We start from the raw sequence: 26,843 nt of genomic DNA on the forward strand, positions 1-26,843 counted from the left end.
CGTCAGGGCGGGTCCGTGTACGGCGGACCCGCGAAGTTCAGCCCCGACGCGCGGCCGGAACACGATGGCGCATCGCGAGGTCCTCGATCGTGGGGAGGAGCTGGAGAGGGCTGGGCCGGGCGCGCGCCTGCTCGGCGAGACGTCGGGCCTCCGCGCGGAACCGGGGCTCCTCCAACAACCGCAGCAGGTTCAGGCGCACGTTCTCGGCCACGGGCGCACCACCACTGAGGAGCCCCGCCCCCTGTTCGGCGAGTCGTTCGGCGCGCAACAGCGAGTCGAAGATCGACCAGGGGGTCAGCACCAGCTGGGGGACGCCGTGGTACAGGGCGCCGCTGAAGGTGTTGTAGCCGCCCGGATGGATCACCGCCGCACAGGAGGGCAGCAGTGCGTGCAAAGGGGCGAAGTCCACGAGCCTGACGTTGCCCGGCAGGTCGAGCGTCTCCCGCCGCCGTCCCCTCACCGCGGCCACCACCTCGACGGGCAGATCCGCCAGCGCGTCCAGGATCTGCTGGAGGTCCTCGGGAGAGGCCGTGGGAAAAATGGGATGACGAGGCGCGGTGATGCCGAGGGTGAGACAGACCCGGGGGACACGGGGCTCCTCGCGGAGCCAGTCCGGGACCACGGCCCGTCCGTCGTAGGGGAGGTAGCGCATCTCCAAGGGCGCCGGACCCGCGTCCAGGCGGGCCCACCCGGGCAGCATGTCGATGGTGAAGTGCCCACGCAGCATGGTCTCCGAGAACTCCACCCCGTACCGGGAGGACCAGGCTCCCGTCCACCGGGCCACGGGATCCTCGCGTTCCTCCGAGGGGCGCGCGCGGTCGAGCCGGAGGAACTCCTCACGCAGCCACCCGGAGTAGTCCTGCCCGGGAAGGAACCGGGCATGGGCCGCTCCGCAGACCTCGGCCGCGATGGGCGCGGCGGGGAACATCGGATCCCAGATCACGAGATCGGGCCTCCAACGCCGGCAGAAGGCGGTGAGGTCGGTGATGGTCGGACCGTGGATCAGGTCGCCGAGCTTCACCTGGCCTTCCTGCGCCTCCTTGGCCTGCTCCCACGTGTGCCCGCCGGAGACGTGCTCCCGTCTGACGACGAACCGGTCGGACCCGGCCGTGCCCGACTCCTCCTTCCGCCTCATCAGCTCCCACGCCTTGTAGGGCTCGCCGACGGAAACGAAGGGGAGGCCGGCCCGGGCGGCGAAGGGAGCCGTCTCCGGATGGCCGGTCACGCACACGGTGTGACCGGCGGAGCGCAGAGCCCACGCCAGCGGCACCATGAACAGCAGGTGGGACTGGAGAGGAAAGGTCGCGAAGAGCACGCGCATGTCGTTCCCGTTCTCGGCCGTCGGCGGGCGGGGCGACCCCCGGCTGTGGAGGCGGGCGCAGTCTAGTGGCGGGGTCCCGCGTGTCACGCCCGGCGGGACATCGGGACCGGAGGCGTCCACGGCCCCTCCCATGTCCGGCCTGCGTATCGATGGTGTGCGCGGCCCGTTGTTTACAGCCGTCCCGAGCGCGTGGCAGGCTGCCGCCGACACAACGGGCCCTTCCCCGGAGGTGACGAAGATGACGCCGACGGATACACGGTCCGGCGACGATGTCCTGACCACCGAATCACTGTGGATCCGCCGCGCGGTACGCGAATCGGCCGCGCTGCGCCTGATCTGCCTGCCCTACGGAGGCGGAGGAGCCTCGGCGTTCAACGCGCTGACGAGGGCACTGCCCGAGTCCGTCGAGGTCGTCGCCGTCCAGCTACCCGGAAGAGAGGAAAGGTACTGGGAGGAGCTGCCACAGGATCCGCGCTTCCTCGTGCGAGCGTGCGCGGTGGCGCTGCGCCCGTACTGCACGACGCCGTTCGCGTTCTACGGCCACTGCGCCGGTGCGCTCCTGGCGTACGAGGTGGCCTGTGAGATGGAGGACCGTTTCGGTCTGCGTCCCCTGCACCTGGTCGCCGGGGCCCAGGCGGCGCCGCACGTGGCCTCCGCCGAGCCGCCCCTGCACGAACTGTCCGACGACGAGTTCGTCGACGTACTGCGGAAGCGGGGCGGCCTTCCCGGCGAAGTGCTGAGCAACACGGCCCTGCTGACCTTCCTGCTGCCGAGGATCCGCGCGGACTTCACCATGTGGGAGCGTTACGCACCGCGGACCCGGACGGCCCTGCCGTACCCGGTGACCACGCTCCGGGGGAGCGGGGACACGCTGCTGGAACGGGCCCAGGTGGAGTCGTGGCGCTCCTACACCACCGCGGAGTTCGCGGACCGTGAGGTGGACGGGGGGCACCTCTTCATCATCGACAACGCCGAGGACAGCGCCCGCGCCCTCACGGAGGTGCTGTCGGTTGACTGAGAGTGAAGGGCACATGTCCCACGACGACCACACGGCGGGAGCCGCGCAGGACCCGGCGGCCGTCGAGCGGCTGGCCAACGAGGTTCCCGGTGTCCGGGAGGCGGTCGCGCTCGTCGACCGCAGACTGCGCCCCGCCGGACGGCGCGCACGCCGCTCGGAGCCCTCCTCCCCGCTCGGCCGGGGCACGCCGCTACCGACCCGGGGAAAGGCGCTGAGCATCGGCCCCGAGCACCGCTCGCCCGACGATCTTCCGGAGAGGTCCTCCACACTGATCGAGGCACTGCTCCGAGCCACGGCCGAGGCACCCGAACGGGGGATCACCTACGTGCTCCCGGACGGGAGCACCGATCGTCAGACCTACCCCGAACTCCTCGACGACGGGCTCCGCCTCCTCGCGGGGCTGCGCGACATCGGACTGGTCGAAGGGGACCCGGTACTCCTCCAGTGCGGCGACAACCGGACGTTCCTCACCGCGTTCTGGGCGTGTCTGCTCGGCGGGTTCCTGCCGACACCGGTGGGAGTGGCGCCGAGCACGCGTTCGTCGGCGGCGAGCGGCAGATTGTACGCCGCGTGGCGCCTGCTGGGCCGGCCTCCGGTGCTCGCCGACGACGAGGCACTGGACCGCGTCCGCTCCCTGGGGGCCGACTGGGAGGAAGGAGAGGACCTCCGCGTCTTCTCCGTGCGCGGTCTGACACGGCAGGACCCGGCCGAACCCGCGGCCGTCCACCCCGACCGGCCGGTGTTGAACCTGCTGACCTCGGGGAGCACCGGCGTCCCCAAGTGCGTGCGGCACCCGAGCCGCACGCTCCTCGCCCGCTCCTACGCGACCGTGCTCGCCAACGGTTTCACCGAACACGAGGTGTCGCTGAACTGGATGCCCCTGGACCATGTCGGGGGACTGGTCATGTACCACCTGCGCGATGTCGTGCTGGGGTGCGAGCAGGTCAGCGCGCCCACCGAGTCCTTCGTCCGACGCCCGCTGAACTGGCTGGACTGGATCGACCGGTTCGGCGTCACCAATACCTGGGCACCGAACTTCGCCTTCGCCCTCGTCACCAAGCTCGGTGCGGAGATCGGCGAAGGGCGGTGGGACCTGTCCAGCCTGCGCCACATCTGCAACGGAGGGGAACCCGTGACGGTGGCGACCGCGCACCGGTTCCTCGAACTGCTGGAGCCGCACGGACTCCCCGCCGACGCGATGGTGCCGAGCTGGGGCATGTCGGAGACCTCGTCCGGTGTCACCTTCTCCCGACTGGACGGACGCGACCACTCGGTGGGAACGGTCACGCTCGACCCGCGGTCGCTGGACGGTCCCCTGCACACCCTTCCCCACGGAACCGCGGGCGCCCTGACGCTGACGGACCTCGGCCCGCCCATAGCCGGGGTGCGGTTGCGCGTGGTCGACGCCGAAGGGGAGATCCTGCCCGAAGGACGTGTGGGACGCCTACAGATCTCCGGAAGCACCCTCATGCCGGGGTACTTCGGCAACCCGGAGGCCAACCGCGAGAGCATGCTCCCCGACGGCTGGTTCGACACCGGCGACCTCGGGTTCCTCCACGAGGGGCGTCTGGTCCTGACCGGCCGGACCAAGGACATGGTGATCGTCAACGGGGCCAACTACCCGGCGCACGACGTGGAGGCCGCCGTGGAACGGGCACCGGGCGTACGCCCCGCCCTCGCCGCGGCTTGCGGTGTCCACGACGAGGACGCCGGCACCGACACGGTGGTGGTGTTCTTCGTACCCGCGGACGAGGCGGCGGGGGAACTGGACACCGTGGTCACGGCCGTCCGCGAGTCCCTCGCCCAGGACCTGGGGCTGAACCCCACGTACGTGGTGCCGGTGACCGAGGCGGAGTTCCCTCGCGCCGCCGGAGGCAAGATCCAGCGCAAGCGTCTGCTAGAGGATCTGAGCAAGGGCCGTTTCGCCGGGCGTCTGTACGGCGGCGTGCCCGACGGCTCCCCGGCGGAGGGCGACTGGCACCTGGAACCGGTGTGGACACCGGTTCGCGCCCCCCGAAAGCCCGACGACCGGCCGACCCTCCTGTACGCACCCGACCCCGGCTCGACGGATCGGGCGCCGGCATGGGCCTTCGGCGACGCCGACGTCAGCATCGTCACCGAGGCGGAGTCCTTCCGAACCGACGGCCTCGATCGGGTCGGGGTCCGGCCGCTGTCGGCCTCCGACCATGACAAGGCGCTGGAGCACCTGGCCCCGCGTCTGGGAACCTCTCCGCGCGTCGTCCTCGCCTGGGACTTCGGAAGGCCCCGCCCCGACACGGATCCGCTCGAACCGGCGGGGCGTCTGATGACGGCCCTGGCCGCGCTGGCACGAAGGCTTCCCGAGGCCGAGGTCACCGTCGTGGCCAGTGGAGCGGCCTCAGTGGGCCCGGAGGAGGTGGAGCCGTCCCGCGCGGCGCTGACGGGTCTGGTGCGCACCGCCGCCGCGGAGAACATGTTCTCCGCCGTCCGACTCGTCGACCTCCCCGCCGACACCGCCCCCCAGGAGGCGGCGAGGTTCGTGGCGGCCCGCCACGAGGCGGAGATCCTGTGCGTGCGGGGCGGCGAGCCGCTGGCGGCACATCTGCGGCTCCTGCCGCAGAGCACACGGTTGGGCGTCCCCAAGGAGTTCCTGGAACCGGGCGGCACCGTCCTCCTCACCGGAGGGCTCGGCGGAATAGGACGCGAACTCGCCGAGTACCTGCTGGTGAGCATGGGCGCCCGACTGCTGATCGTGGGACGCACACCGGAAGACCGACTCGGCGCCCGCGGAGCCGTCCTGGCCGAACTCCGTGAACTCGGCGACACGCGGTACGCCACCGCGGACGTGTCCGACCCGAAGGCCCTGGCCGACGCGGTCGTGGCCGCCGAGGCGGAGTGGGGACGTCCGCTCGACCTGGTGGTGCACCTGGCGGCCGCACCGGTCGCGGAGCAGTGGTCCCGACTGTCGCGGCACGAACTGGCCAGTGAGAGCCTGCCGTGGCTGCGAGAGCAGTTGGGACCGAAGCTCGCCGGGGGAGCCGCGATCGAGAAGCTGCTGGAACAGCGGCCCGGCACCGCCGCCGTGCTGTTCTCCTCCGTCAACGGGTACTTCGGTGGAAGCTCTTTCGGCGCCTACTCCGCGGCCAACGCCGCACTGGACGGATACGCGCATCGCTGGTCCGCACGCGGCCACGAGGTGCGCTGCCTCGGCTGGAGCATGTGGTCGGGCGCAGGGATGAACGAGGGCAGCCCCCTGACCGCCGCGGCCCAGCGGCGCGGTTTCCGTCTGATCGAGCCGTCGCACGGGCTGGAGGCGTTCCTGGCCGCGCTGAACCAGCCGCAACGGCACGTGCTGATCGGCGCGGACCCGGAGAACGCCCACGTCAAGGCGCACCTGGCCCCCGAGGAGTTCGCCGACGGCAGCACCCTGGTCGCCGTCGTCCCCGAGGAGTCGGCCTCACCGGAGACGGTACGGCGCCGGGTGGCGGAGGCGCTGGCCTCCTCGGGGGCGCTCGCGCAGGTCACGCTCGTGCCCCGGATCGTCCGGGACGCGACGGGGGCGGTCGACCACGCCGAGATCCTCGCCGCTCGCGCCGGACGTTCCTCCGGGTTCTCCGCCCCGAGAGGGGAGGCCGAGTCGATGGTGGCGGCCGTCTTCGGCACGCTGCTGGAGACGGGCGCGGTGGGTCGGGACGACTCCTTCTTCGGACTCGGCGGAGACTCCATCCGCGCGATCCAGGTGACGGGCGCCCTGAGCGAGCGATGGGGCCGAGAGGTGCCGGTACGGCTGCTGTACGAGCACCCGACGGTCCGTGGACTCGCGGCGGCGCTCGGCGCGGCGTCGCACCTCTGACCGGCCGGAGCTCAGGCTCCGGCCGGGAGGGCCTCCTCGGCCACCGCCTCCAAGGAGATCGCCCTGGCCTCCGCGGTCCTCGTCTGGAACTCGATGATGAGTTCGTCGGCACGGGCGTGGCGGCCGAACCAGTCCAGGTAACGGGCGACTTCCCCGGGGTCACCCACCGCCGAGTAGCGGTAGCGACGCAGCACCTCCCGGCCTGTGGGCGAATCCAGCACGGCCTGCGCCTGTTCCGCGCTCAGGGGAGCGCGTTCGGGCACCAGGCGCTCGGCGAGGAGGTGCTGTGTGAGCCGTGCCTGCTCCCGGGCCTCCTCCGTGGTCCTCGCGGCGGTGACGTTGACCCCGGCGATGACATAGGGCTCGGCGTTCTGGGGGGAGGCGCGGAACTCGGTGCGGTAGACGTCGACGGCCTCCTCCAGCGCGGCGGGCGCGAAGTGGGAGGCGAAACAGTAGGGAAGGCCCAGGGAGGCGGCGAGCCGGGCCCCCGAGACCGACGAGCCCAGCACGTACAGCGGAACGCGGGTGCCCGTTCCGGGGATGGCCCGCACCTCCGAGGCGTCCGTGCCCTCCCAGAGGTACGCCCGCAGCTCCCGCACGTGCTCTGGGTAGGCATCGGCCGCCGAGGAGTCCCGGCGCAGCGCGCGCAGGGTGGGGGAGGAGGTGCCGCCCACACCCCGGCCCATCCCTAGGTCGATGCGGTCGGGATGCAGTGTCGCCAGTGTGCCGAAGTGCTCGGCGACCACGAGAGGGGAGTGGTTGGGCAGCATGACGCCACCGGCCCCCACACGGATGCGCCGGGTCCGGGCGGCGACGTGGGCGATGAGGACGCTGGTCGCCGACGCGGCGTAGCCCTCCTGGTTGTGGTGCTCGGTGTACCAGATTCTGCGGTAGCCGAGCGCGTCGGCCCGGCGTGCCAGTGCGATACCCGCTTCGACGGCGTCGCCGTGGGTCATCCCGTCGAGCACGGGGAGGGGATCCAGTACGGAGAGGGGGATGGACAAGGGAGTGTTCTCGTTCCTCGACGTGGTGGCCCGCCACCCGTGGAACGGCCCCATCGCGGGTGGCCGAGCCGGGAGGAACGCGCACGCCACCGTACATGTGGGACCGGTGTCCGCGAGCACGGTGCCGGTTTCAGGGGTGGAAGCGAGCACGTTACCGCTTTCGCGGTCCCCCTCCCAGAGCGCTTTCGCTCTCGTCTCCTCGCACTGCGTGACCGCGCGCGAGAGCGTCCGCCTCCGCGCCGTCCCCACCGCGTTCGCGCGGAGGGGGAGGTGAGAGCCGGTGGGGCGTTCCGAGCCGCCCCGGAACGTTCGCCCTTCGCGCGAGAGCGCCGTACTCGCGGCCTGTGGCCCGATGGCCCGTGTTCGACGGCGGTGCGTCTCTTCTCTCTAAGATTCGAGGATGGACGAGTTGCGAGGAGATCGGGCCACATGGCGTTTCGACGGCGAGACCGTGGTGATCAGGTACCACACCGGGTTGTTCAAGGACCCCATGTTGAAGGAACTGGGTCGGTGTGAGGTTCCCGTCGCCGCGATCTCCTCCGTCGACTTCGACCTGTTCGACGGCAAACGCAAGCGCTGGGCACTCCAGCTGCGTATGCGTGAGCGCACCGACCCCTACGCCGCCGCGGGCGCGATGCTGGCGGAGAAGACACAGCCCTTTCGGTTGATCGGCCCGGCGAGCACGGAACTGGTCGCCGAATACCTGGCCGACCAACTCCGCTTCGCCGCGGAGCAGGCCGCCCAGGCGGGCGACGCTCCGCGCAACCTGGCGACACGTCTGGTACCGCCGCTGCCCTTCCACATCCAGACCGCGGAGGGCACGGCCACCTTCGACGGTGCTTCCGTGCGCATGGTCTGGGTCGGCTCCGTCGCGGCGGCACAGAAGAAGAAGGCGCACCGTCGCGAGATCGCCCTGGCCGACGTCACCGGCGCGGAATGGGTTCCCTCGAACGGCTGGAACTACGGACATCTGCGCGTCACCACCACCGAGACCGTCCAGACCCCGGTCACCAAGCCCAAGCACGACCTCTCCTGCCTTCTCAGCAACGAGGGCAGGGAGGACGCTCTGGCCCTGATGATGGCGGCCACCATCACGGCGCACGTGTGGGCGGACAAGAAGCCCGAACTGGAATGATCCGACCCGGCGCCGTCCGGGCGTGCCAGGAGGGATGGGAACGCTCCCACAATCTCCCTCGGCGGTGGTGCCGAGAGTCCTCCCCAGCAGGACTCGCGCCCTGGCGTCCGGTGGCGGCCGAGGCCGGTCGCGTCACCGGCCCCGGCCTTGCGGAGGCACCCGAAAGGGTCAGGACCGGACAGAAGGGCCGAGACCTCCCCCCCCGGTCCCCTCTCTCTGACGGTGCGGGCCACGGAAGGGCGCGCAGGCCCTCCGAGCCCGCGTGGTCGGAGTGGTGGCCCGACCCGGCGGGGGCCACCACTCCGACGAGTCCTTCTCGCCGCGCGGGCGCACCGAGGCGAGCGCCCGCGCCGGGCGTGCGGTTCCCAGGGCCGGCGGCCCTGGCGTCACGACGGTCTTCTCGCGGGAGGGTTGTCCAGGGTCAGGGCCGTGCAGCGGACCCCGCCGCCACCCTTGGCCAGCTCGGTCGTGTCGAGTTCGACCACGCTCAGGCCACGGTCGCGCAGCGCGTCGGCGAAGCGGGGCGCGCCCCGACCCATCGTCACGACGGTGCCGTCGCTCACCAGGTTCAGCGCGAACCGGGACGCCTCGTCGGCGGACACCTCGATCAGGTCGACCCCGAGCCCGCGCAGGCGCCGGCGACTGGGCTCGTCGAAGGCCTGCGGACAGTAGGCGAGTGTGTGCGAAGCATCGATGACCGCGACGGCCAGATCGAGGTCGTACCAGCGTGAGCTCACCGTGCGCAGCGGCACCACCTCATAGTCGAGCTCCCGTTCCAGTACCGCGTGCATCCGCCGGTCGGTGCGCTGGCCGTACCCCGTCAGCAACAGGTCGCCGAACGCCAGCGCGTCGCCTTGGCCGCTGAAGGCGTAGGGCGCCTCGACCACCCGATAGCCCCGTTGGCCCAACCACTCCTGGAAGTAGGGGATCTCGGCCTTGCGCTCGGGCGGCGGGCTGCCCAGGACGGCCCGGTCCCCGCGGACCACGGCGGCGTTGGCGGTGAAGACCATGTCCGGACACTCGGGCGCGGACGGCAGGTACTCGATCTCGCGGCCGGCCGCGAGGTGCGCCGCCACGATCGCCTCGTGCTCCTTGGCCGCCGCCGCTCCGTCGGGCTGGACCCCGGTGTGCATGTACGGGTTGATCTCGTAGTCGACCCGGAAGTGAGCCGCGTCGGACACGAGGAGTGCGCTGTTCACAGGGCGTTCTCTCCTACCTGGTGGAATCGGATCGGTCGGGGGGAGGGGTGCTCGGGGTCCTCATGCCGGGTTCTCGTCCGGATCCACCACCGTGACGCTGTACACGTCGAGCTCACGGAACGGGTTGGGCTGAACGTCGCGCAACCGCGTCGACCAGGCCGACAGCGTGCTCTGGAACCAGATCGGGATGGTCGGCATGTCCTGGAGGATCGTCCGTTCGGCCTCGCGGTAGAGGTCCCAGGCCTTCTCCCTGGTGGGTGCGGTGTCCGCCGCGCGGAGCAGGGAGTCCACGACGGGGTTGCTGTACCTGCCGACGTTGTCCGAGGCCCCGGTCCGGAACATCGGGCTGAGGAAATTCTCGATCGACGGGTAGTCCGCGATCCAGCCGGAGCGGAACACGGCGGTGACCTCCTGGGCGTTCAACCTGCGGCGGAACTCACCGAGCGTCGGGATCGGGACGAACCGGCAGGGGACGCCGAGCGTCTCGGTGATCGAGGCGCACACCTCCTCCATCCAGGGCTGGTTGGGTGAGTCGACGTTGGACGTCAGCTCGATGTCGCCCTGGAACCCCGAGGCGTCGAACAGCTCCTTGGCCCGCGCGGGAGAGTAGGAGCACAACTCGCCGCCCTGGTCCTCCGCACGACCCGAGACGGCCGGCGGGACCAGGCCGTCGGCGGGGACCTGGTGGCCTTGGAAGATCTTCTTGATCAGAGCGACCCGGTCGATCGCCATCGAGATCGCCCGCCGCACCCGCGGGTCGGCGTAACGCGAGTCGTAGAGCGGGAACGAGATGGTCTGGATGCCGAGATAGGTCCGGTCGTGGGTGCGGCCGGGCAGGTCCCTCAGGTAGCGATCGTCCTCCAAGGCCCAGAACGGGGTGACGTCGAGGTAGTCGAGATCGTTCGCCACCACGTCGTGGTAGGCGTCCTCCAGATCGGCGTAGATCCGAAAGTCGATACCGCCGATGTGGGGCTTGTCGTCCCCGGCGTACCCGTCATAGCTTTCGAGCAGGATGTTCCTCTCCCGCTCGCGGGAGACGAACCTGAACGCGCCGTTGCCGATGGGGTGCGCCTCGTACGCCGCCCGGTCCTCGAAGAACGCCTTCGGCAGAGGGAAGAAGGCGCTGCACCCGAGCGTGACGGGGAACTCGGAGAAGGGCTCCGACAGGGTCACGACGAAGGTGCGGTCATCGATCACCCGCAGGCCGGAAAGCTCCGTGACCGTCGAGTCAAGGGCGTTCACCTCGCCGAAGCCCTCGATGTGCGACAGGAAACCGGCCGCCTGCATCCCGTTGGGGCCGTACGCGGTGTGGTTCCAGGCGTCGACGAAGCTGCTCGCGGTGACCGGTGAGCCGTCGTGGAACGTCCATCCGCTCTTCACCCTGATGGTGAACACCAGGGAGTCGGTGGTCTCGATCGATTCGGCGACCGCGTTCCTCGGCCGGGCGTCGATCGGGTCGTAGGAGACCAGCCCCCGGAACAGGGCGGCGATCACCTTGACCCCGCCGGACTCGGTCGTGTGACCGGGGATCAGCGCGTTCTCCGGCTCGGTGCCGTGGTAGCTGATGATCGCGCCCGCGCGGTCCCGTGCGTCCGGACCGGCGGCGGATGAGTCCCCAACACCCGTGTCGGGGGACGCCTCGGTCCGAGCAGTACCGGATGATCGCACATTTCCTCCAGGGGGCCTCGATGACACCGGGTCGCCTACGCGCGTTCGTCGCACGCCCGCGCTGTCCCGAGTCCAGCAGAGCACCGGGTTGGCCTCCATTGCCCGGGGTCGAAGAACAATCAATCCGGTGGTGGCCACGAACCACCGAGAAGGGAACGCCCGAACGCCGAAACGGCGTCTCCAGCGGCGCGGACGCCGGCTGGAGACGCCACCGGCCGAGGTCGAACGTGGTGGGCCGGGTGTGATGGATCGGCTTGGGAGGGGGAGGGCGGTGTGATCTTCGCCGGATCAGCCGGCCTTCTCCTCCGGGACGACGTCGTCCGTGCGCGCGTCCTGCTCCTTCTTCGCCGCCGCCTTCTTGATGACGAGGGAGAGAAGGGCCGCGACGACGCTGAGGACGCCGGCCATGTACCAGGCGGGAGCGTAGTCGTGGAAGGTGTCCCGGATCATGCCGGCCGCGGTGGCGGAGATGGCGGCGCCGACCTGGTGAGCGGCGAAGACCCAACCGAAGACGATCGGCGCCGATGCTCCGAAGTGCTCCCGGCACAGAGCGATGGTCGGCGGCACCGTGGCGATGAAGTCCAGACCGTAGAAGATGACGAACACGATCATGAAGCCGGTGATCTTTTCGTCGAACAACTGCGGCAGGACCAACAGGGACAGACCGCGCAAGGTGTAGAAGATGGCCAGCAGGACCCGGGGGTCGACGCGGTCCGTGAGCCAGCCGGCCAGGATGGTGCCGATGAGGTCGAAGACGCCGATGAGGGCCAACAGGCCCGCGGCGGCCACGGTCGGCATGCCGTGGTCGTGGGCGGAGGGGATGAAGTGGGTGGCGACCAGACCGTTGGTCGTGGCGCCGCAGATGGCGAAGCCGGCCGCGAGGTACCAGAACGCCTTGGTGCGAGCGGCGTTCTTCAGTCCGTCGATGGCGAGCCGCGCGGCGTTGCCGGAGGGGGGCGGCGGGGGCACGACCTCGTCCGAGCCGAACGGCGGGATCCCGGAGTCGGCCGGATACTCACGGAAGAACACCAGCACCATCGGAACGGTCGCGAACGCCACCAGGGACACCACGATCGCGGCGGTTCTCCAACCGCCCTCCGATTCGGTCAGTGAGGCGACCAGGGGAAGGAACACCAGCGAACCGGTCGCTCCGCCGGCCGAGAGGAGACCACTGACCAACCCCTGGTGCTTGACGAACCAGCGGGTGCTGATGACGGCCACGAATCCCAGGGAGATCGAACCGGCCCCCAGGCCCACCAACACGCCCCAGAGCAGCACGAGCTGCCACGCCGCCGTCATGAACACGGTCAGCCCGCTGCCCAGGGCGATCAACGCCATCGCGCCGGCCGTCACCTTGCGCACGCCGAAACGTTCCATCAGGGCCGCGGCGAACGGAGCGGTGACGCCGTAGAGGGCGAGGTTGACCGACATGGCGAAGCCGATGGTGCCGGTCGACCATCCGAACTCGTCCTGGAGCGGTTGCACCAGCGCACCAGGAGTGGCCCGGAAACCCGCCGCACCGACGAGCGCGACGAAACCGATTCCGGCGATCATCCACGGTAATAAATGTCTGTTTCTCATCACCCCGTAAGGATGATCGATGCTCTTCGGTTCCGGGAGTGGTACGAGAGCCATCTTGTGTAAGAATCGGGCCATGAGTCGCCCCCACCAGGTTGCCGTGCTCGCTTTGGACGAGGTGGTCGCGTTCGATCTCGGCATGCCGACGCAGATTTTCCATGCGGCCTTTCACGACACGGAAAAACGGCTCTACCGAGTACGGACCTGCACCCCCGACGGTCGGCCCGTGCGCAGTAACGCGGGTTTCACCGTCACCCCCGATCACAGCCTGGAGTTATTGGCGGAGGTGGACACGGTCCTGGTGGCCGGTGTGCACTACGATGCCCCGGTGATGACCCAGGGCACGCTCGACGCGTCGGTGCGCGAGGCCCTGTGGGCGGCGGCGCACCGCGGCGCGCGGATCATGTCGATCTGCACGGGCGCGTTCGTCCTGGCCGCGGCCGGTCTGTTGGACGGACGCCGGGCCACCACGCACTGGGCGCACACGGACAATTTCCGCCGGCTGTTCCCCGACGTCGACCTCGATCCGGACGTACTGTTCGTCGACGAGGGACACATCCTCACCTCGGCGGGTGTCGGCGCGGGCGTCGACCTGTGCCTCCAGGTGGTACGGGACGACCACGGCAGCGGGATCGCGAACATGGCGGCTCGCCGATGCGTCGTGCCGCCGTGGCGGCCCGGAGGTCAGTCCCAGTACATCGTGCACCCGATCCCGAAGATGACCGACACCTCCATCGCCAAGGCCCGCGAGTGGATGCTGGAGCACCTGCACGAGTCGCTGGACCTGCGCACGCTGGCCGCGCACGCCCGGATGAGCACGCGCACGTTCACCCGACGGTTCCGTGAGGAGACCGGGCTGAGTCCGAGGAAGTGGATCACGCAGCAGCGCATAGAGCGGGCGCGGGATCTGCTGGAGAACAGCGATCTGAGTATCGACCAGGTGGCCCGTCACGCGGGTTTCGGGACGGGTGCGGCGTTGCGGCAGCACATGAGTGCGATGTTGGGCGTGCCGCCCAGCGCCTATCGCACCACGTTCCGGTCGGCGGGCAAGGAGGTGTCGGGGGGCCGTCCGGCCTCGCGGACCGGGTCGGGGCGATGACCCGCCGGCGTCGATGGTCGCCGGTACCACTCCACCGCAGAGCAGGGCGGTGGATCCCGGGGCGACAAACGCGTGGGCCTCGTCTCGTCACGCGTCGGGCTCTTACCGAGGGGCCGGGTCCAAGGCCCCTCGTGCGGGAGGTCGTGGGGGAAGGTGCTGACGTGGTCGGAGCCGTCGTGCCCGGGTGACGGTCGCCTCACCGGTCACGTCCTCGGGCTCTGGGGCCGTCGTTCCTACACGGGCACGTCGATCCGTGGCGGCGGTACGGTACGTTCGTCGCGTGTTTCCTGGGCCGCGACCGTGAACGCCCGCACCAGGCGTTCCATCCGGTAGGTTCCCGACCGGCCGCCGTGGCGAAGCAGACCCGCCTCCACCAGTTCCTCGGCGAGTTCGTACTTCTCGTGCGTGCTCGTGCCCAGGTCGCGGTGGGCGGGGAGCCGCGCGATGCGTGTGAGAAGGGTTCTGGCGGCCTCACCGAGCTCCCGGTACGCCGAGTCCAGTGCCTCACGCAGGGACACGTCGCCGATGGACAGCCAGTTCAACGCCCGGCCGGGTTCCGCCAGTGCCGCGTTCGCCCTGCCCAGCGACAGGTCCGGTCGAGCGATCAGCCTGCGCAGCGCAATATCCAGGGCCAAGGGCAGGTCGCAGCACAGTCCGGCGAGTCGGTCGCACTCCCTCGGTTCGGCCTCGGCCCGCTCGGGGAGGGCCGAGGTGATCGCCGCGACGGAGTCGACCCGTGGCAGGGCCTTCAGACGGACGCGGCGGACGTCGCCCAGGCCCAGCAGCGGTGTGCGGCTGGTCACCACGGTCACGCTGTGCCGTGACTCGGCGAGCAGGGGACGGATCTGCTGCTCGTCGCGGACGTTGTCCAGGAGCACCAGGAGCCTGCTGTCGGCGAGTATGGAGCGGTACAGGCCGGCGCGCTGGTCCACCGAGCCCGGTAGGTGATCGGCGGAGAGCCTCAGAGCACGCAGGAATCCGTCGAGGACGTACTCGGCGTCCGACACCGTGCCGCTCAGCGGACCGAAGTCCGCGTACAGCTGGCCGTCGACCATGTCCTCGGCGATGCGATGGGCGTAGTGCATGGCGAAGTCGCTCCCGCACGCCCAGGTCGGGCCGGTGATCACCACCGGGGTCGCCGCGGGCGCGCGACAGAGGCGGTCCAGTTCGCTCCGTCTGTCGACGTACCCGCAGGGGCGTAGCGGTAGTTGGGCCGGCGAGGGCATCTTCTGGTGGGCGAGGGGGCGCTTGGTGTTGACGGGCGCACCCCTGTGTCGCCCGTTGGCCGCCGCGTCGGAATCGGTCACACCGGCGACCCGCATCCATCGGCGCCGCCACACCTCGCGGTCACCGCCGCACGCGGCGACGAAACCGAGGGTGACCTGTAGCGTCGGTAGTCGCATACCGCTGGCCGCGCTCGACAGAACGGACGAGGAGAACAGCGCCGAGCGCGCCATTTCCCGGTAGGTGGGATTTCCCGCTTGCGCGCGGAGTTTGCGCAGGTCCTTGGCGAATATTGCTGCCGCTCCACCATCGGCGTCAATAGGCTTTTCCGGCCTTGCCACAATGCAATCCCTTCCATAACGACTCGCTTATGATCGTCTGATCATCCCTGATTGAGTCAGACAATCCGGGGCGAGTCGCCCCATACGAGGCATCTGGTCGCACAGCAGTTCATTCCAGTCGATGTAAGCGTTGAACGACAGAGGTGATCGAACCAAACAATCAACTTCGGGACAAGAGGACAACGGCTCCTGGCCGTGATCGGCCACGAACCACATCACCCGAGAGAACGGACACGGAAAACAACGGAGCGTGTTTGTTCTGGTACGGAGAACCCTCTTTGGGGAAGTGCGTTCCGTTGCGGTCGGACCCGATCGGACGCCCCTGGGGCGGGGCGGTGCGTCGCTCCTCTGCCTGGGCGGGCGTCGCGACGTGCGATGGACGGTGGATCCGGTGCGGCGCCGCGGTGGGGAGAGGGCGAAGGGCCAGGGAAAGGCGAGGGTCCGGGAGGCCTCGGCCGTTCCGGCGTCGGATTCCGTCGTCGTGCGCCGAAATCCGTGACGGAAGGTCACGGTGCGATCACGAAGAGGAATTTCTCTTCTCTTCGGCCCCGTAATGAGCCCGAGAAGACGGACCGGTGACTTTCCAGGAGGTGTCCACCCGACCGTCGATCCTTCAGAGATTCATGTGACCAGGGATAATGCCTTCTCACCCGGCCTCAAGGTGGTCACGTGCGTTCAAGTGTTCTCACGCGAATTCCCATAACGAGCATGAGGCACGGACATTGTGACGTGGTCGTTCACCTGCACGTTCGCACCCGAAAACCAAGGAAGGGCATGAGGCGGGCCCGAACGCTGCTACCGTACTGGTTTTCACGCATGGGATGGGTCATGCGTTTTTGCGCTGAAAAGTGAAGGAGAGGCGACATGGTGGAGAACGGACAGTCGGCCAAAGCGAGAACATTGCGGTCACTACACGGTGGTGAGGTCCTCGTCCTGCCCAACGCCTGGGACGCGGGCAGTGCGGCGGCGATCGCGGCGGCCGGCGCGAAGGCGATCGCCACGACCAGCGGCGGAGTGGCCTGGTCGCTCGGTCGCCCCGACGGGCAGGTGCTGACCAGACGGGAGATGGTCGAGCAGGTCCGGCGGATCGCGGGCGCGGTGGACGTTCCGGTGACCGCCGACGTCGAGGGTGGGTACGGTCCGGCACCGAAGGACGTGGCCGAGACGGTCGAGGCCGTCGTCGGGGCCGGCGCGGTGGGGGTGAATATCGAGGACTCTCGCGCGCCCGGAGGCCCGTTGTTCGAGCCGCGGGAGCAGGCCGAGCGACTGCGCGCGGGACGCGCCGCGGCCGAGCGGGCCGGATTACCGGACCTGGTGCTCAACGTGCGTACCGACGTCTTCCTGTTCGGTGTCGGTGAGCCGGAGGGACGCCTGGACGACGTGATCGCACGGGCCTCCACGTACGCGGAGGCGGGCGCGGACTGCCTGTTCGTGCCCGGCCTGGTCGACCTGGACACGCTCGCCTCGTTGGTGAAGGCGACCTCCCTGCCGATCAACGTCATGGCGGGGCCGGGCGCGCCGACCGTCGCCGAGTTCGAGGCGGTGGGGGTGAGCCGGGTGAGCCTGGGCACCGCCGTGGCGCAGTCGGCCTACGCGCTCGCCCAACGCGCGGCCGTCGAGGCCCTGACCAAGGGGGCCTACGACGAACTGGCCGAAACGCTCGACTTCGGCACCCTGAACGGCTACTTCGCCCGCTGACGGATCATCGGGGGTGGCCGTGCCGGTCTCGACCGGCACGGCCACCCCCGATCTTCTTCGGTTGATTGTCCGTTCCGGTCATTCCTTTCGGTCAACCGCCCCGGCGGGTTGGATCGTGTCCGTCAGCTCAGCCGACGGGAAGCGGACCAATGACGGCTATGCACACGCAGTCCGGCGGGGCCGGGACGGACGACGGATCCACGGGACCGGCCTCCACCGCAGTGGAGATCCTGGCTCGTGCCAAGGCCCTCGCGCCGACGCTGCGCGAACGCGCGGCACAGATCGAGAGCGAGAGGCGCCTGCCCACCGACGTGGTGGAGATGTTGCGCGACACCGGGGTGTTCCGCATGGGGTTCGATCGCACCAGGGGCGGCCCCGAACTGAACTCGATGCGACAGACCGAGGTCATCGAGGCGCTGTCGTACGGGGACGCCGGGGCCGGTTGGTGCGCCATGATCGGCTCGGACTCGGGGCTGTACGCCCGGTTCCTGGAGGAGTCGGTCGCCAAGGAGATGTTCGACGACCTGGACATGGTCACCGCGGGGCTGCTGTTCCCGACCGGACGCGCCGAGATGGTCCCCGGCGGGTACCGGCTGACCGGCCGCTGGCAGTTCGGCAGCGGCGTCACGCACGCCGACTGGGTGGTCTCGGGAGCGTTCCTCTACCGCGACGGACGACCCGAACCGGGCCCCGACGGCGACCCCCACGACTCCCGGCTCTTCTTCGTCTCGCGCGCCGACGTCGAGGTGATCGACACCTGGCACAGCACGGGCCTGGCGGGCAGCGGCAGTTGCGACTACACGATCACCGACGTGTTCGTGCCCGAGGAACGCACCCTGACCTTCGCGACCGTGCGCAACGGTGAGGGCCCTCTCTCCCAACCCGAGGTCCACATGCGCAACATGCCGGGTGTGCCGCTCGGCGTCGCACGGGCCGCGCTGGACCACGCACGCGAGATCGCCTCCACCCGGGTGAGCCCGGTGACCGGCGCGATGGCCGACGACTACCGCACCCAGGTCACCATCGCCGACTGCGAGGCGGACTACGCCGCCACCAGGCACGCGGTGTACGCCGCCATGCGCCGACAGCACGACGTGCTCGCCGCGGGCGGCACACTGGCCGACCTCACCCCGGACGAACGGGCCGCCCTCCCACTGTCCCGCAGGCACGCCTTCCGCACCGCGCGCTCGATCGTGTCGCGGCTGTACGACCTGCTCCAGACCGGAGCGATCTACCGGCGGTCGCCGATGGACCGGTGGCTGCGGGACACGAACACGATGTGCCAGCACGTCGTGGCCCAGGACCGCATCCTGCAATCCGCGGGCGCCCATCTCCTGGGCGGCAAGCCTTCGTTCGCCCTCTCGCTCGGTATCACCGGGTGACCGGTCCCGCCGGGAAGAGCCGACCGTTCCGACCCCTCGAACCGGCCGATACGCGCACCGCGATCGGCACGGCCGTACGGCGTCCGCCGCGCGGCCGGAGGGACCCCGACAAGCCCATCGTCCGCCGGACGAACCAATCCAGAAGTCAGGTGGGAATGTGACCGAACAACACGTCGATGTTCTGATGATCGGTGCCGGGCCGTCGAACCTGGCGCTCGCGGTGGCGATCGAGGAGTGCGGCACGCACCAGGTGGCGGAGAACGCCCTGGTGCTGGAGCAGTACCCGGACGTCAAATGGCAGCGCAACCTCCTGCTGCCGTGGGCGCGCAGCCAGGTGTCCTACCTCAAGGACCTGGTGACCATGCGCAACCCGCGGAGCCGGTTCTCCTTCTTGAACTATCTGCACGAACAAGGGCAGTTGGACGAGTTCGTGAACCTGTCCACCTTCAACCCCTACCGCTGGCAGGTGTCGGCCTACCAGCAGTGGGTCGCCGACAACCTGGAACGGGTCCGGATCCGCTACAACGCCCGCACCGAGCGGATCGACCCGCGATACGCCGAGGACGGCTCGATCAGCGGATGGACCGTCACCCTGTCCAACGGTGACACCATCGGCTGCCGCGACCTGGTGGTCGGCACCGGCCGGGACGCGAACGTCCCCGAGGCCTTCCGCGACCTGCCCCAGGACAGGGTCGTGCACAGCACCCAGTACTCCAGCCGGATCGCCGAGCTGACGGCGGACGAGCGACCGTCGCGCCCGGTGGTCATCGGCGGCGCGCAGAGCGCGGCGGAGATGTTCATGGCACTGCACCAGGACGCCCCGGGCTCCACCCCGACGATCATCATGCGGTCCATCAGCATGCAGAACTACCAGACGAGCAAGTTCGGCAACGAACTGTTCTACTCGTCCTTCGTCGACGAGTTCTACGACATGCTGCCCGAGACACGGGCACAGGTGCTGGAGGAGATGCACCAGACCAACTACGCGGGTCTGGCGCCGCCCTTCCTGGACGAGCTCTACCTGATGCTGTACCAGCAGAAGATGCTGGGCCGCCCGCAGTCCACGGTACGGCCCCTGACCGACGTCGTCGGCGCCCGGATGGACGGCGACGAGATCGTGCTGGACCTGCGCGACCGCAAGACCGGCAAGGTCGAGCCGCTGCGCTGCGACATGGTGTTCCTCGGCACCGGCTTCGACGCGAGGATGCCCGCGATGGTGCGCGACCTGGCGGACCGCGTGGGACTGGCCGACATCAACGTGAGCCGGCGCTACCGCGTCGACCTCGGCGACTCGGCCTGGGGCGCGATCTACCTCCAGGGCGTCAACGAGCAGACCCACGGCATCGCCGACTCACTGATCAGCGTGCTGGCCCACCGCTCCGAGGACATCACCACGGACCTGCTGCAACGGCGACAGACGACCGAAGCCGAAGCGGGGGTGTGAACGACATGGTCGAGATCCGCCACCTGAACCGGGACGACCTCACCAGGGCGTACGGCCTGGACTCCCAACGCCTGCTGCCGTGGCCCGCGCTCAACGCCCCGTTCGAGGGCGCGTGGTGCGTCCTGCGCTCGGGGGAGGAGTCCACCCCGCACTCCCACCACGAGTACGAGATCTTCATCGCCCTGACGGGCAGCGCGGAGCTGGACGTCGACGGCGAACGGTACGGCTTCACCGAAGGCGACATCGTGCACCTGCCCCCGGGCTGCACGCACAAGGTCGTCAACGAGGGCACGGAGGACTTCGAGTACTACGGCATCTGGTGGGACGCGGACATGTCCACCGCGTTCCTCGCCAGACACGAGGGGCGGTCGCGATGAACAGGACGACACTGATCATCTCGCCCGCCCCGACCGCCAACGGCGACCTTCATCTCGGGCACATCGCGGGTCCCTTCCTCGCCTCCGACGTCCACGCCCGCTACCTGCGGGCCACCGGCCGCGACGCACTGCTGGCCACGGGGTTCCAGGACACGTCGACCTACGTGCCCACCACCGCGCACCGCCTGGGGACGACCCCCGAGGCGCTCGTGGCCCGGTCCGCGGAACAGATCGAGTCGACGCTGGCGGCCGTCGGCGTCGACGTCGACGGGTTCACCGGCGATGAGGACCGATTCGTCGAGACGGTGCTCGGATTCATGGAACGGCTGCACGCCGCCGGCAGGTTCGAGCTGCGCACGATGACCTTCCCCTACTCGCCCGCTACCGGTGAGTACCTCGTGGACGGTTACGCGCGAGGGGGCTGCCCGCTCTGCCTCGCGGACGGGTGCGCCGGGCTCTGCGAGAGCTGCGGCCACCCGGTCGCCGCGGGAGACCTGATCGACCCCCGGTCGACGCTGAACCCCGACGACCCGGTGGAGCTGCGTGAGGTACAGGTGCTCGTCCTGCCCATGGAGCGCTACCGCCGGCGGATCCGCGAGCACTTCGCCGAGCACGGCGGGGCGATGCGCCCGCACATGGCCCAGGCCATCGAGGAGATGCTGTCCCGGCCGCTTCCCGACTACCCCGTCACCTACCCGACCTCATGGGGCATACCGGCGCCGTTCCCCGAGGTCGCGGGCCAAAGGATCAACCCCAACGCCGAACCCGCGGCGTGGAGCGTCTACTGCGGCGCCCTGTCGGCCGAGCGACGTGGTGGGACGTCGGCCGCCACCGACGAGCTGTGGCTCGCCGAGGCGCGTACGAAGGTGGTCTACTTCCTCGGCTTCGACAACACCTACCCCTTCGCCATCGTGGCGCCGGCGATGCTGCTGGCGAGCGACGGACGGTACCTGTTGCCCGAGGAGTTCATCACCAACGAGTTCTACGAGCTGGACAACGCCAAGTTCTCCACCAGCAAAGGACACGTGGTGTGGGGCCGGGACCTGGTCGCCGAGGTGCCGCGCGACCTGGTCCGGTTCCACCTGGCCGCGACCAGCCCGGAGAACCAGCGCACCAGCTTCAGCCGGGCCGCGCTGGCGACGGTGACCTCCTCGCGCCTGGTCGAGCCGTGGAACCGGATCGTGGACAAGGTGGAACGGTTCACCGGCCGAGGTCCGCTGCCGGTGTCCGAGCGGTCACGGGCGGCCTCCGCCCGCATCGTCGAACGGTTCGCCGCCTGCTACGAGCTGGAGTACTTCAGCCTCACCCGGGCCGCGGAGACGCTGACCGAACAACTGGGCAGGCTGGCGCGGTGGGACGTGCGCCCCGGCCAGGAGGGGGACTTCTGCCATGAGGTGGACGTGGTCCTGCGGTGCGCCGCGCCCATCCTGATCGACCTGGCGGAGAAGGCGCTGCCGCAGATCCGCATACCGACGGACATCGACACCACGACCATCACACCGGCGGTCCTGCCACGGCTGACCGAAGGGGTGGAATGAGGTGACCGCCGACACTCGACCCGGATCGATGGGGCGGGCCCGCCAACGGCGGGTGGTCATCGTCGGCGCGGGGGTGACCGGGCTGGTCACCGCCATCCGGTGCGTGCTCGCCGGACACCGGGTGACCGTGCTGGAACGGGGCGCGATCCCCGACCCCGGATCGACCTCCTTCGACCAGCACCGAGCCCTTCGGGCGCTCGACCCCACCGACCCGGAGGGCACCCGGCGCGCCGCGTCGGCCCACGACCGATGGTCGGAGCTGGACGCCCTGCTGTGCGGTTCGCGGCCGGGCGCCGGGTTCTACCGGCGGGTCGGCGTGGTGACCGGATGGCCCCGTGACGAGGCCTCGGCCGTCGCGGACGTCGCGGCCCAGGCCCGACTTCCGGTCGAGCTCGTCGCCCCCGAGGAGTTCCCCCACATACGGTTCCCCGCGCACTCCCACGGTGTGCTCGAAACCGACGCCGGTGTGCTGCTGGCCGACCGGATGCTGTGGGCGGCGGCGCGGTGGCTGGAGAGCCGGCCCGAGGCACGACTACGTCCGTGGTGCCCCGTCTCCGCGGTGGACGCCGACACCGGGCGGGTGAAGCTGACCGACGGCACCTTCGAGGAGGGCGACCTGGTCCTGGTCGCCGGCGGACCGTGGTCGGGAGACCTCGTGGACCTGCCCACCGTGATGTACCGGCAGACCATGGTCTACCTGCGCCCACCCGACGAGCTGGCCGCGTGGTGGGAGCACGCCGCACCCAGCGCGGGACGCATCGGCGCCGACGGCGACGCGTGGTTGCTGCCCCCCGTCGGCGGGACGCTGCTGAAGGTCAGCGGTGAGGCGGCGTGCCGTGAAGTGTCCGGAGTGGACGACGAGGACGACGAGGACGAACTCCGGTGGAGTGAGCGCGTCATGGCCACGCGGGCCCTGACGGACATGGACCGGTACACCGTCGTCGCGGTGAAGCGGTGCCACTACACGGTGGACGCCCACGGCGGTGGCTCGCACCTGGCCCAGGTGGGCCCGGCCCTCTGGGCGCGCGCCGCCACCGGCGGTGACGGTTTTCGTACGGCGCCCCTCGTCGCGGACCGGATCGTGGACGCCTTGCGTCCGTCCCGTTCACCCCTCATGTCATCGACTGGAAGGAGTCCGACGTGAACAGTTCCAAGAGCGTGCTGCTGGTGATCGGCAGCGGACTCAAGCTCTACCGTGAGTACCTGGTCCGCTCCGCCGCGGCCCGGGCCCGTCGTGCGGGCCACGAACTGGTGCTGATCAACAACCTGCGGCCGACCTGGCAGCACGAGTACTTCGACGAGATCACCGTGGTCAACGTGTTCGACCACGAACTCCTGACACGGACCGCCCGGGAGATCGCCGCCCGGCGCACGGTCGTCGGCGTATTGTGCTGGGACGAACCGCTGGTGATGCCCGCCGCGGAACTGGCCGCGGAGTTCGGGGTTCCGGGGCTGGGCATCGCCGGGGTGCAGGGTTGTCGGGACAAGTACAGCGCACGGACACGGCTGACCGACGGCGGGCTGCTCCAACCCGGCTTCGCGATGGCGGCCGACCTGGCGCAGGCGCGGGAGGCCGTGGAACGGATCGGCTACCCCGTCGTCGTCAAACCCCGCGCGCTCGGCGCCAGCATGGGCGTGATGCTGGCCCGCGACGACCAGGAGCTGCACGAGGCCTTCCAGGTCGCCTCCAACGCCAGCCTGGTCGGAGACGAGCCCTTCCGCGGCGGTGCCATCGTCGAGGAGTACGCGGTGGGCCCGGAGATCAGCGTCGACGCCGGCCTGCACAAAGGCGAGTACCTGCCGATGTTCGTGGCGCGCAAGCGCACCGGCAGCCACCCGTACTTCGAGGAGACGGGACACGTCGTGGACGCGTCGGACCCGCTGCTGGAGGACCGGGAACTGATGGACACCCTGGCGCGGGCGCACCAGGTGCTCGGCATCGAGAACGGCGTCACCCACTCCGAGGTGAGACTGACCGACCGGGGTCCGCTGATCATCGAGATCAACGGTCGGGTCGGCGGGGACCTGATCCCGCTCCTCGGCAAGATCGCCACCGGCATCGACCCCGGCGAGGTCGTGGTGGACGTCGCGTTGGGGCAGCGGCCCGACACCCACCGCCCCGAGCGGGGCGTGGCGGGCATCCGGTTCGGCTACCCCGAGCACGACTGCCTGGTCCGCTCGGTACGGGTCCCGCGCGAGGCGCCGGGACTGGTGACCGCCTCCCCGATGGTCGAGCCCGGGACCACGCTGCGGCTGCCCCCCGGCGGCTACATCGCCCGGCACTCCTTCGTGGTGTGTCGGGCGGACGACCCGCGCACCTGCGAGGAACGGCTGACCACGGCGAGCGGGATGGTCGTGGTGGACGCCGAGAAGGTCGCCCCCAAATCACCGGACTCCCTGCTGGAGATGCCGGCCGGACTCCTGGATGTGGACGAATGATCAGTTACGAAGGCAGGTTGTTCCAGAAGGTGGGCGCCGACGACGGCGTCGTCGCCCGGTACCACCAGGACGGCGACCTGGTGTGGGCGGACTTCGACGGAGGGAGGGTACGACGCGGCACGCTCAGCGGGACGTGCGCGACCGACGGTACCCTGCGGCTGGCCTACATCATGGTGCTGAACACCGACGAGGTGATCTCCGGCTACACCGTGAGCGTGCCACGGTCGCGCCCCGACGGTCGGCTGGTGCTGCGCGAGGAATGGCAGCGCTACGGCGAGCACGCCGACAGCGGCGTGTCCTACCTGGAGGAGATCCCGTCACGACCTTCGGTCTCGGAGCGGTCGGGAGCACGGACATGACCGGATGGGATCGACTGCGCGGACTGGTCGACGGGCGGCTGCGCCTGCCCGAGGACAGCGGATTCGACGAGCGCACCAGACCGTTCAACGAACGCTTCCGCGATGTCCGACCGGCCGCGGTGCTGTCCGCGGCCGGGCCCACCGACGTCGGCAGGGCGATCCGCTGGTCCAGGGACAGCGGAGTGCCCATCGTCGCCAGGGGCGGGGGACACAGTTACGCGGGCAACTCCGTCAACCAGGGACTGGTGCTCGACCTGCGGGACGTCGACGGTGTGCACGTGGACCCCTCGACCGCGCTGGTCACCGTGGGCGGGGGCACCCGGATGAAGGAGATCTACACCGCGCTGCGGAAGTACGACATGACCCTTCCCCTGGGCAACTCCCACGACGTCGGCATCGGCGGCCTCGTCCTCGGCGGCGGCGTCTCGGTGGTGTCCCGCGCGATGGGACTCACGTGCGACGCGCTCGTGTCCACCCGCGTCGTGCTGGCGGACGGGACCACGGTGACGTGCAGCGAGACCGAGAACGCGGACCTGTTCTGGGCCTGCCGGGGCGGAGGCGGCGGCAACTTCGGCGTGAACACGTCGTTCACCTTCCAGGCGCGACCGGTCCCGGCCACCTCCACCTGCCTGGTGCTGTGGGACCGGCCGTACGCGGTCGAGGTGGTGGCCGTCATGCAGGAGATCATGCGCGACGCTCCCCCCGAGTTCGCCGCCCGCATCGGCGTGAGCCGCGCGCCGGTCGGGGACGGCGTGGTCTCGGTGGTGGGGCAGCACCTGGGCTCGGCGGACGAACTGCGGGAGCTGATGGCCCCGGCCTTGGCCACCGCTCCGGCGACCCGCGTGGACATAGCGGACCGATCGTACTGGGAGGCCGCGGACTACCTGCACCACACCACCGCGGGCGGCGCGTTCGCCGTGCGGACACGCTGCACCCCCGAACCGCTGCCCGAGGACGCTCTCCGGACCATGGTCACCGCGATCGAAGCCTGGCCCGGCAGCGCCAACCCCGACGGTGCCGGCGTGGCCCTGTTCACCTGGGGCGGGGTGATCAACGACGTGCCGGCGACCGAGACCGCCTTCCCCCACCGGGACACGCTGTTCCTGGTGTCGATGGACACCTCCTGGCAACCGGACGAGTCACCGGAGGTGGTTCGGAAGAACCTGGACTGGCTGACCGCCCTGCACCGGGACATGGGAGCGTTCGCCCCGGACACCTCCTACGTGAACTTCACCGACCCCGACCTCGACGACTGGCGTACCGCGTACCACGGCCCCAACGCCCCACGCCTGGCACAGGTCAAACGCCGGTACGACCCCGACCGTGTCTTCTCCTTCTCCCAGGCGATCTGACCACGCACGCCCATCTCGACCGCACTTCGGCAAGACGCTCCACGCCGTGGAGCCAGGACTGATCAGGCCGACGGGGCCGACCTCGGAAGGAGTGACCGGAAATGCCACCCGACCTGCGTGGTGTCATGCGGAACTTCGCCACCGGCGTATGCGTGGCGACGACCTACAGTGACCGAGCCGATGGCAGACGTCACGACGCGGTGACGATCAACTCGCTGACCTCGGTCTCACTCGACCCGCCGCTGGTGTCGCTGTGCCTGCGGCTGGACTCGGCGTTCCTGGTCGACCTGCTGGCCACCAAGAAGTGGGCCGTCTCCATCCTGGACAGCCCCGCCCGGGACATCGCCGGGCTGCTCGCCAAGGACCGGAGGACACGGGCCGACACGGTGGGCGCGCTGCCCGCGTCACCGGGATGGCACACCGGCGCGCTGGTGCTGGACTCCGCGAGCTGGCTGGAGTGCGTCCTGTGGGACAGCTTCGACCTGGGCGACCACACCCTCGTCGTGGGCGAGGTCGTGGCGGCGGACGAACGACGACACGGGCCCGCCCTGGTCTTCCTGCACGGCGGCTACCACTCCCTGGACGAACAGGCGGGGAACCCACCGTAGTCGTTCACGTCGGTGTCGGCCGACCCCGAGAGCACCGGAGGAACATCGTCCACGGACACGGTCGCCCACACCCGACACGACGGGCGGGGATCCCCACGAGAGGCGGAGGAGCACCCCCCGGGCCTGCGCCTGGGGCGTCACGGCGCGGGGCGGTCCCGCCGACGGCCCACCGGTGCGGCCCCGGCCCTTCGCGGGCGCCGCACCGGCGGGTCCGCCGCTACGCGGAG

20 protein-coding genes are annotated in these 26,843 nt (G+C 70.0%); 14 read left to right on the plus strand and 6 right to left on the minus strand.

Annotated elements, in window-relative coordinates; genetic code table 11:
* Window positions 1–37 precede the first annotated feature (37 nt).
* Complete coding sequence (locus PFX91_RS04155) at window positions 38–1,321, minus strand: nucleotide disphospho-sugar-binding domain-containing protein (RefSeq protein ID WP_285729498.1); 1,284 nt, start codon at window positions 1,319–1,321, stop codon at window positions 38–40.
* Between the two features lie 238 nt (window positions 1,322–1,559).
* Here PFX91_RS04155 and PFX91_RS04160 point away from each other — a divergent pair, with 238 nt between their 5' ends.
* Together PFX91_RS04160 and PFX91_RS04165 are read left to right on the plus strand one after the other, a co-directional pair.
* Entirely contained in the window at window positions 1,560–2,339 is a 780-nt protein-coding gene (locus PFX91_RS04160) for a thioesterase II family protein (RefSeq protein ID WP_285729499.1), read from the plus strand.
* The gene (locus tag PFX91_RS04165; RefSeq protein ID WP_285729501.1) at window positions 2,332–6,171 is read left to right on the plus strand and encodes an SDR family NAD(P)-dependent oxidoreductase; all 3,840 of its coding nucleotides are present in this window, start codon (window positions 2,332–2,334) and stop codon (window positions 6,169–6,171) included. The genes PFX91_RS04160 and PFX91_RS04165 overlap by 8 nt, the downstream gene beginning before the upstream one ends.
* Before the next feature lie 11 nt (window positions 6,172–6,182).
* Here PFX91_RS04165 and PFX91_RS04170 read toward each other — a convergent pair whose 3' ends face one another.
* Window positions 6,183–7,175 (minus strand): LLM class flavin-dependent oxidoreductase, encoded by a 993-nt coding sequence (locus PFX91_RS04170; protein WP_285729502.1) that lies wholly within the window; start codon window positions 7,173–7,175, stop codon window positions 6,183–6,185.
* A 400-nt stretch (window positions 7,176–7,575) separates the two neighbouring features.
* Between PFX91_RS04170 and PFX91_RS04175 the strand changes: the two genes are divergently transcribed.
* The gene (locus PFX91_RS04175; protein ID WP_285729503.1) at window positions 7,576–8,310 is read left to right on the plus strand and encodes a DUF4429 domain-containing protein; all 735 of its coding nucleotides are present in this window, start codon (window positions 7,576–7,578) and stop codon (window positions 8,308–8,310) included.
* Window positions 8,311–8,696: 386 nt separating this feature from the next.
* On the opposite strand, the gene PFX91_RS04180 is transcribed toward PFX91_RS04175, so the two are convergent.
* From PFX91_RS04180 to PFX91_RS04190, 3 genes are all read right to left on the minus strand, one after another.
* Window positions 8,697–9,509, minus strand: coding sequence for a dimethylarginine dimethylaminohydrolase family protein (locus PFX91_RS04180; RefSeq protein ID WP_285729504.1), 813 nt, complete (start codon window positions 9,507–9,509; stop codon window positions 8,697–8,699).
* Window positions 9,510–9,569: 60 nt separating this feature from the next.
* Window positions 9,570–11,177, minus strand: coding sequence for a peptide ABC transporter substrate-binding protein (locus PFX91_RS04185; protein ID WP_285729505.1), 1,608 nt, complete (start codon window positions 11,175–11,177; stop codon window positions 9,570–9,572).
* A gap of 288 nt (window positions 11,178–11,465) precedes the next feature.
* Window positions 11,466–12,731 carry an MFS transporter gene (locus PFX91_RS04190; RefSeq protein ID WP_285729506.1) on the minus strand — a complete coding sequence of 422 codons (1,266 nt, stop codon included), beginning with the start codon at window positions 12,729–12,731 and terminating at the stop codon, window positions 11,466–11,468.
* A 100-nt stretch (window positions 12,732–12,831) separates the two neighbouring features.
* Here PFX91_RS04190 and PFX91_RS04195 point away from each other — a divergent pair, with 100 nt between their 5' ends.
* A complete protein-coding gene (locus PFX91_RS04195; RefSeq protein WP_285729507.1) occupies window positions 12,832–13,854 on the plus strand; it encodes a GlxA family transcriptional regulator in 1,023 nt (340 codons plus the stop codon).
* A 233-nt stretch (window positions 13,855–14,087) separates the two neighbouring features.
* Here PFX91_RS04195 and PFX91_RS04200 read toward each other — a convergent pair whose 3' ends face one another.
* Entirely contained in the window at window positions 14,088–15,311 is a 1,224-nt protein-coding gene (locus tag PFX91_RS04200; RefSeq protein WP_285729508.1) for a tetratricopeptide repeat-containing protein, read from the minus strand.
* Between the two features lie 972 nt (window positions 15,312–16,283).
* On the opposite strand from PFX91_RS04200, the gene PFX91_RS04205 reads away from it, so the two are divergent.
* From PFX91_RS04205 to PFX91_RS04250, 10 genes are all read left to right on the plus strand, one after another.
* A complete protein-coding gene (locus tag PFX91_RS04205; RefSeq protein ID WP_285729509.1) occupies window positions 16,284–17,117 on the plus strand; it encodes an isocitrate lyase/PEP mutase family protein in 834 nt (277 codons plus the stop codon).
* 158 nt (window positions 17,118–17,275) lie between these two features.
* Window positions 17,276–18,499, plus strand: coding sequence for an acyl-CoA dehydrogenase family protein (locus PFX91_RS04210; RefSeq protein WP_285729511.1), 1,224 nt, complete (start codon window positions 17,276–17,278; stop codon window positions 18,497–18,499).
* 157 nt (window positions 18,500–18,656) lie between these two features.
* A complete protein-coding gene (locus tag PFX91_RS04215) occupies window positions 18,657–19,943 on the plus strand; it encodes a SidA/IucD/PvdA family monooxygenase (protein ID WP_285729512.1) in 1,287 nt (428 codons plus the stop codon).
* A gap of 5 nt (window positions 19,944–19,948) precedes the next feature.
* Window positions 19,949–20,320 (plus strand): cupin domain-containing protein, encoded by a 372-nt coding sequence (locus PFX91_RS04220; RefSeq protein WP_285729513.1) that lies wholly within the window; start codon window positions 19,949–19,951, stop codon window positions 20,318–20,320.
* Window positions 20,317–21,858 (plus strand): class I tRNA ligase family protein, encoded by a 1,542-nt coding sequence (locus tag PFX91_RS04225; protein ID WP_285729514.1) that lies wholly within the window; start codon window positions 20,317–20,319, stop codon window positions 21,856–21,858. Before PFX91_RS04220 ends, PFX91_RS04225 begins: the two co-directional genes overlap by 4 nt.
* 1 nt (window position 21,859) lies before the next feature.
* Complete coding sequence (locus PFX91_RS04230; RefSeq protein ID WP_285729515.1) at window positions 21,860–23,002, plus strand: NAD(P)/FAD-dependent oxidoreductase; 1,143 nt, start codon at window positions 21,860–21,862, stop codon at window positions 23,000–23,002.
* Complete coding sequence (locus PFX91_RS04235) at window positions 22,999–24,297, plus strand: ATP-grasp domain-containing protein (RefSeq protein WP_285729516.1); 1,299 nt, start codon at window positions 22,999–23,001, stop codon at window positions 24,295–24,297. Before PFX91_RS04230 ends, PFX91_RS04235 begins: the two co-directional genes overlap by 4 nt.
* On the plus strand, window positions 24,294–24,656 hold the full coding sequence (locus tag PFX91_RS04240) for an avidin-fold protein (RefSeq protein ID WP_285729517.1): 363 nt from the start codon (window positions 24,294–24,296) through the stop codon (window positions 24,654–24,656). Before PFX91_RS04235 ends, PFX91_RS04240 begins: the two co-directional genes overlap by 4 nt.
* Entirely contained in the window at window positions 24,653–26,008 is a 1,356-nt protein-coding gene (locus PFX91_RS04245; RefSeq protein WP_285729518.1) for an FAD-binding oxidoreductase, read from the plus strand. The genes PFX91_RS04240 and PFX91_RS04245 overlap by 4 nt, the downstream gene beginning before the upstream one ends.
* 101 nt (window positions 26,009–26,109) lie before the next feature.
* Entirely contained in the window at window positions 26,110–26,616 is a 507-nt protein-coding gene (locus PFX91_RS04250; RefSeq protein ID WP_285729519.1) for a flavin reductase family protein, read from the plus strand.
* Window positions 26,617–26,843: the final 227 nt, after the last annotated feature.

Source organism: Nocardiopsis sp. ATB16-24, from assembly GCF_030271535.1.
Lineage (GTDB): Bacteria > Actinomycetota > Actinomycetes > Streptosporangiales > Streptosporangiaceae > Nocardiopsis.

Bases quoted from the DNA above. Each gene is read 5' to 3' on its own strand.
- PFX91_RS04155 (WP_285729498.1), bottom strand. From the start codon at position 1,321: ATGCGCGTGCTCTTCGCGACCTTTCCTCTCCAGTCCCACCTGCTGTTC.
- PFX91_RS04160 (WP_285729499.1), top strand. From the start codon at position 1,560: ATGACGCCGACGGATACACGGTCCGGCGACGATGTCCTGACCACCGAA.
- PFX91_RS04175 (WP_285729503.1), top strand. From the start codon at position 7,576: ATGGACGAGTTGCGAGGAGATCGGGCCACATGGCGTTTCGACGGCGAG.
- PFX91_RS04190 (WP_285729506.1), bottom strand. From the start codon at position 12,731: ATGATCGCCGGAATCGGTTTCGTCGCGCTCGTCGGTGCGGCGGGTTTC.
- PFX91_RS04195 (WP_285729507.1), top strand. From the start codon at position 12,832: ATGAGTCGCCCCCACCAGGTTGCCGTGCTCGCTTTGGACGAGGTGGTC.
- PFX91_RS04200 (WP_285729508.1), bottom strand. From the start codon at position 15,311: ATGGCGCGCTCGGCGCTGTTCTCCTCGTCCGTTCTGTCGAGCGCGGCC.
- PFX91_RS04205 (WP_285729509.1), top strand. From the start codon at position 16,284: ATGGTGGAGAACGGACAGTCGGCCAAAGCGAGAACATTGCGGTCACTA.
- PFX91_RS04210 (WP_285729511.1), top strand. From the start codon at position 17,276: ATGCACACGCAGTCCGGCGGGGCCGGGACGGACGACGGATCCACGGGA.
- PFX91_RS04220 (WP_285729513.1), top strand. From the start codon at position 19,949: ATGGTCGAGATCCGCCACCTGAACCGGGACGACCTCACCAGGGCGTAC.
- PFX91_RS04225 (WP_285729514.1), top strand. From the start codon at position 20,317: ATGAACAGGACGACACTGATCATCTCGCCCGCCCCGACCGCCAACGGC.
- PFX91_RS04240 (WP_285729517.1), top strand. From the start codon at position 24,294: ATGATCAGTTACGAAGGCAGGTTGTTCCAGAAGGTGGGCGCCGACGAC.
- PFX91_RS04245 (WP_285729518.1), top strand. From the start codon at position 24,653: ATGACCGGATGGGATCGACTGCGCGGACTGGTCGACGGGCGGCTGCGC.
- PFX91_RS04250 (WP_285729519.1), top strand. From the start codon at position 26,110: ATGCCACCCGACCTGCGTGGTGTCATGCGGAACTTCGCCACCGGCGTA.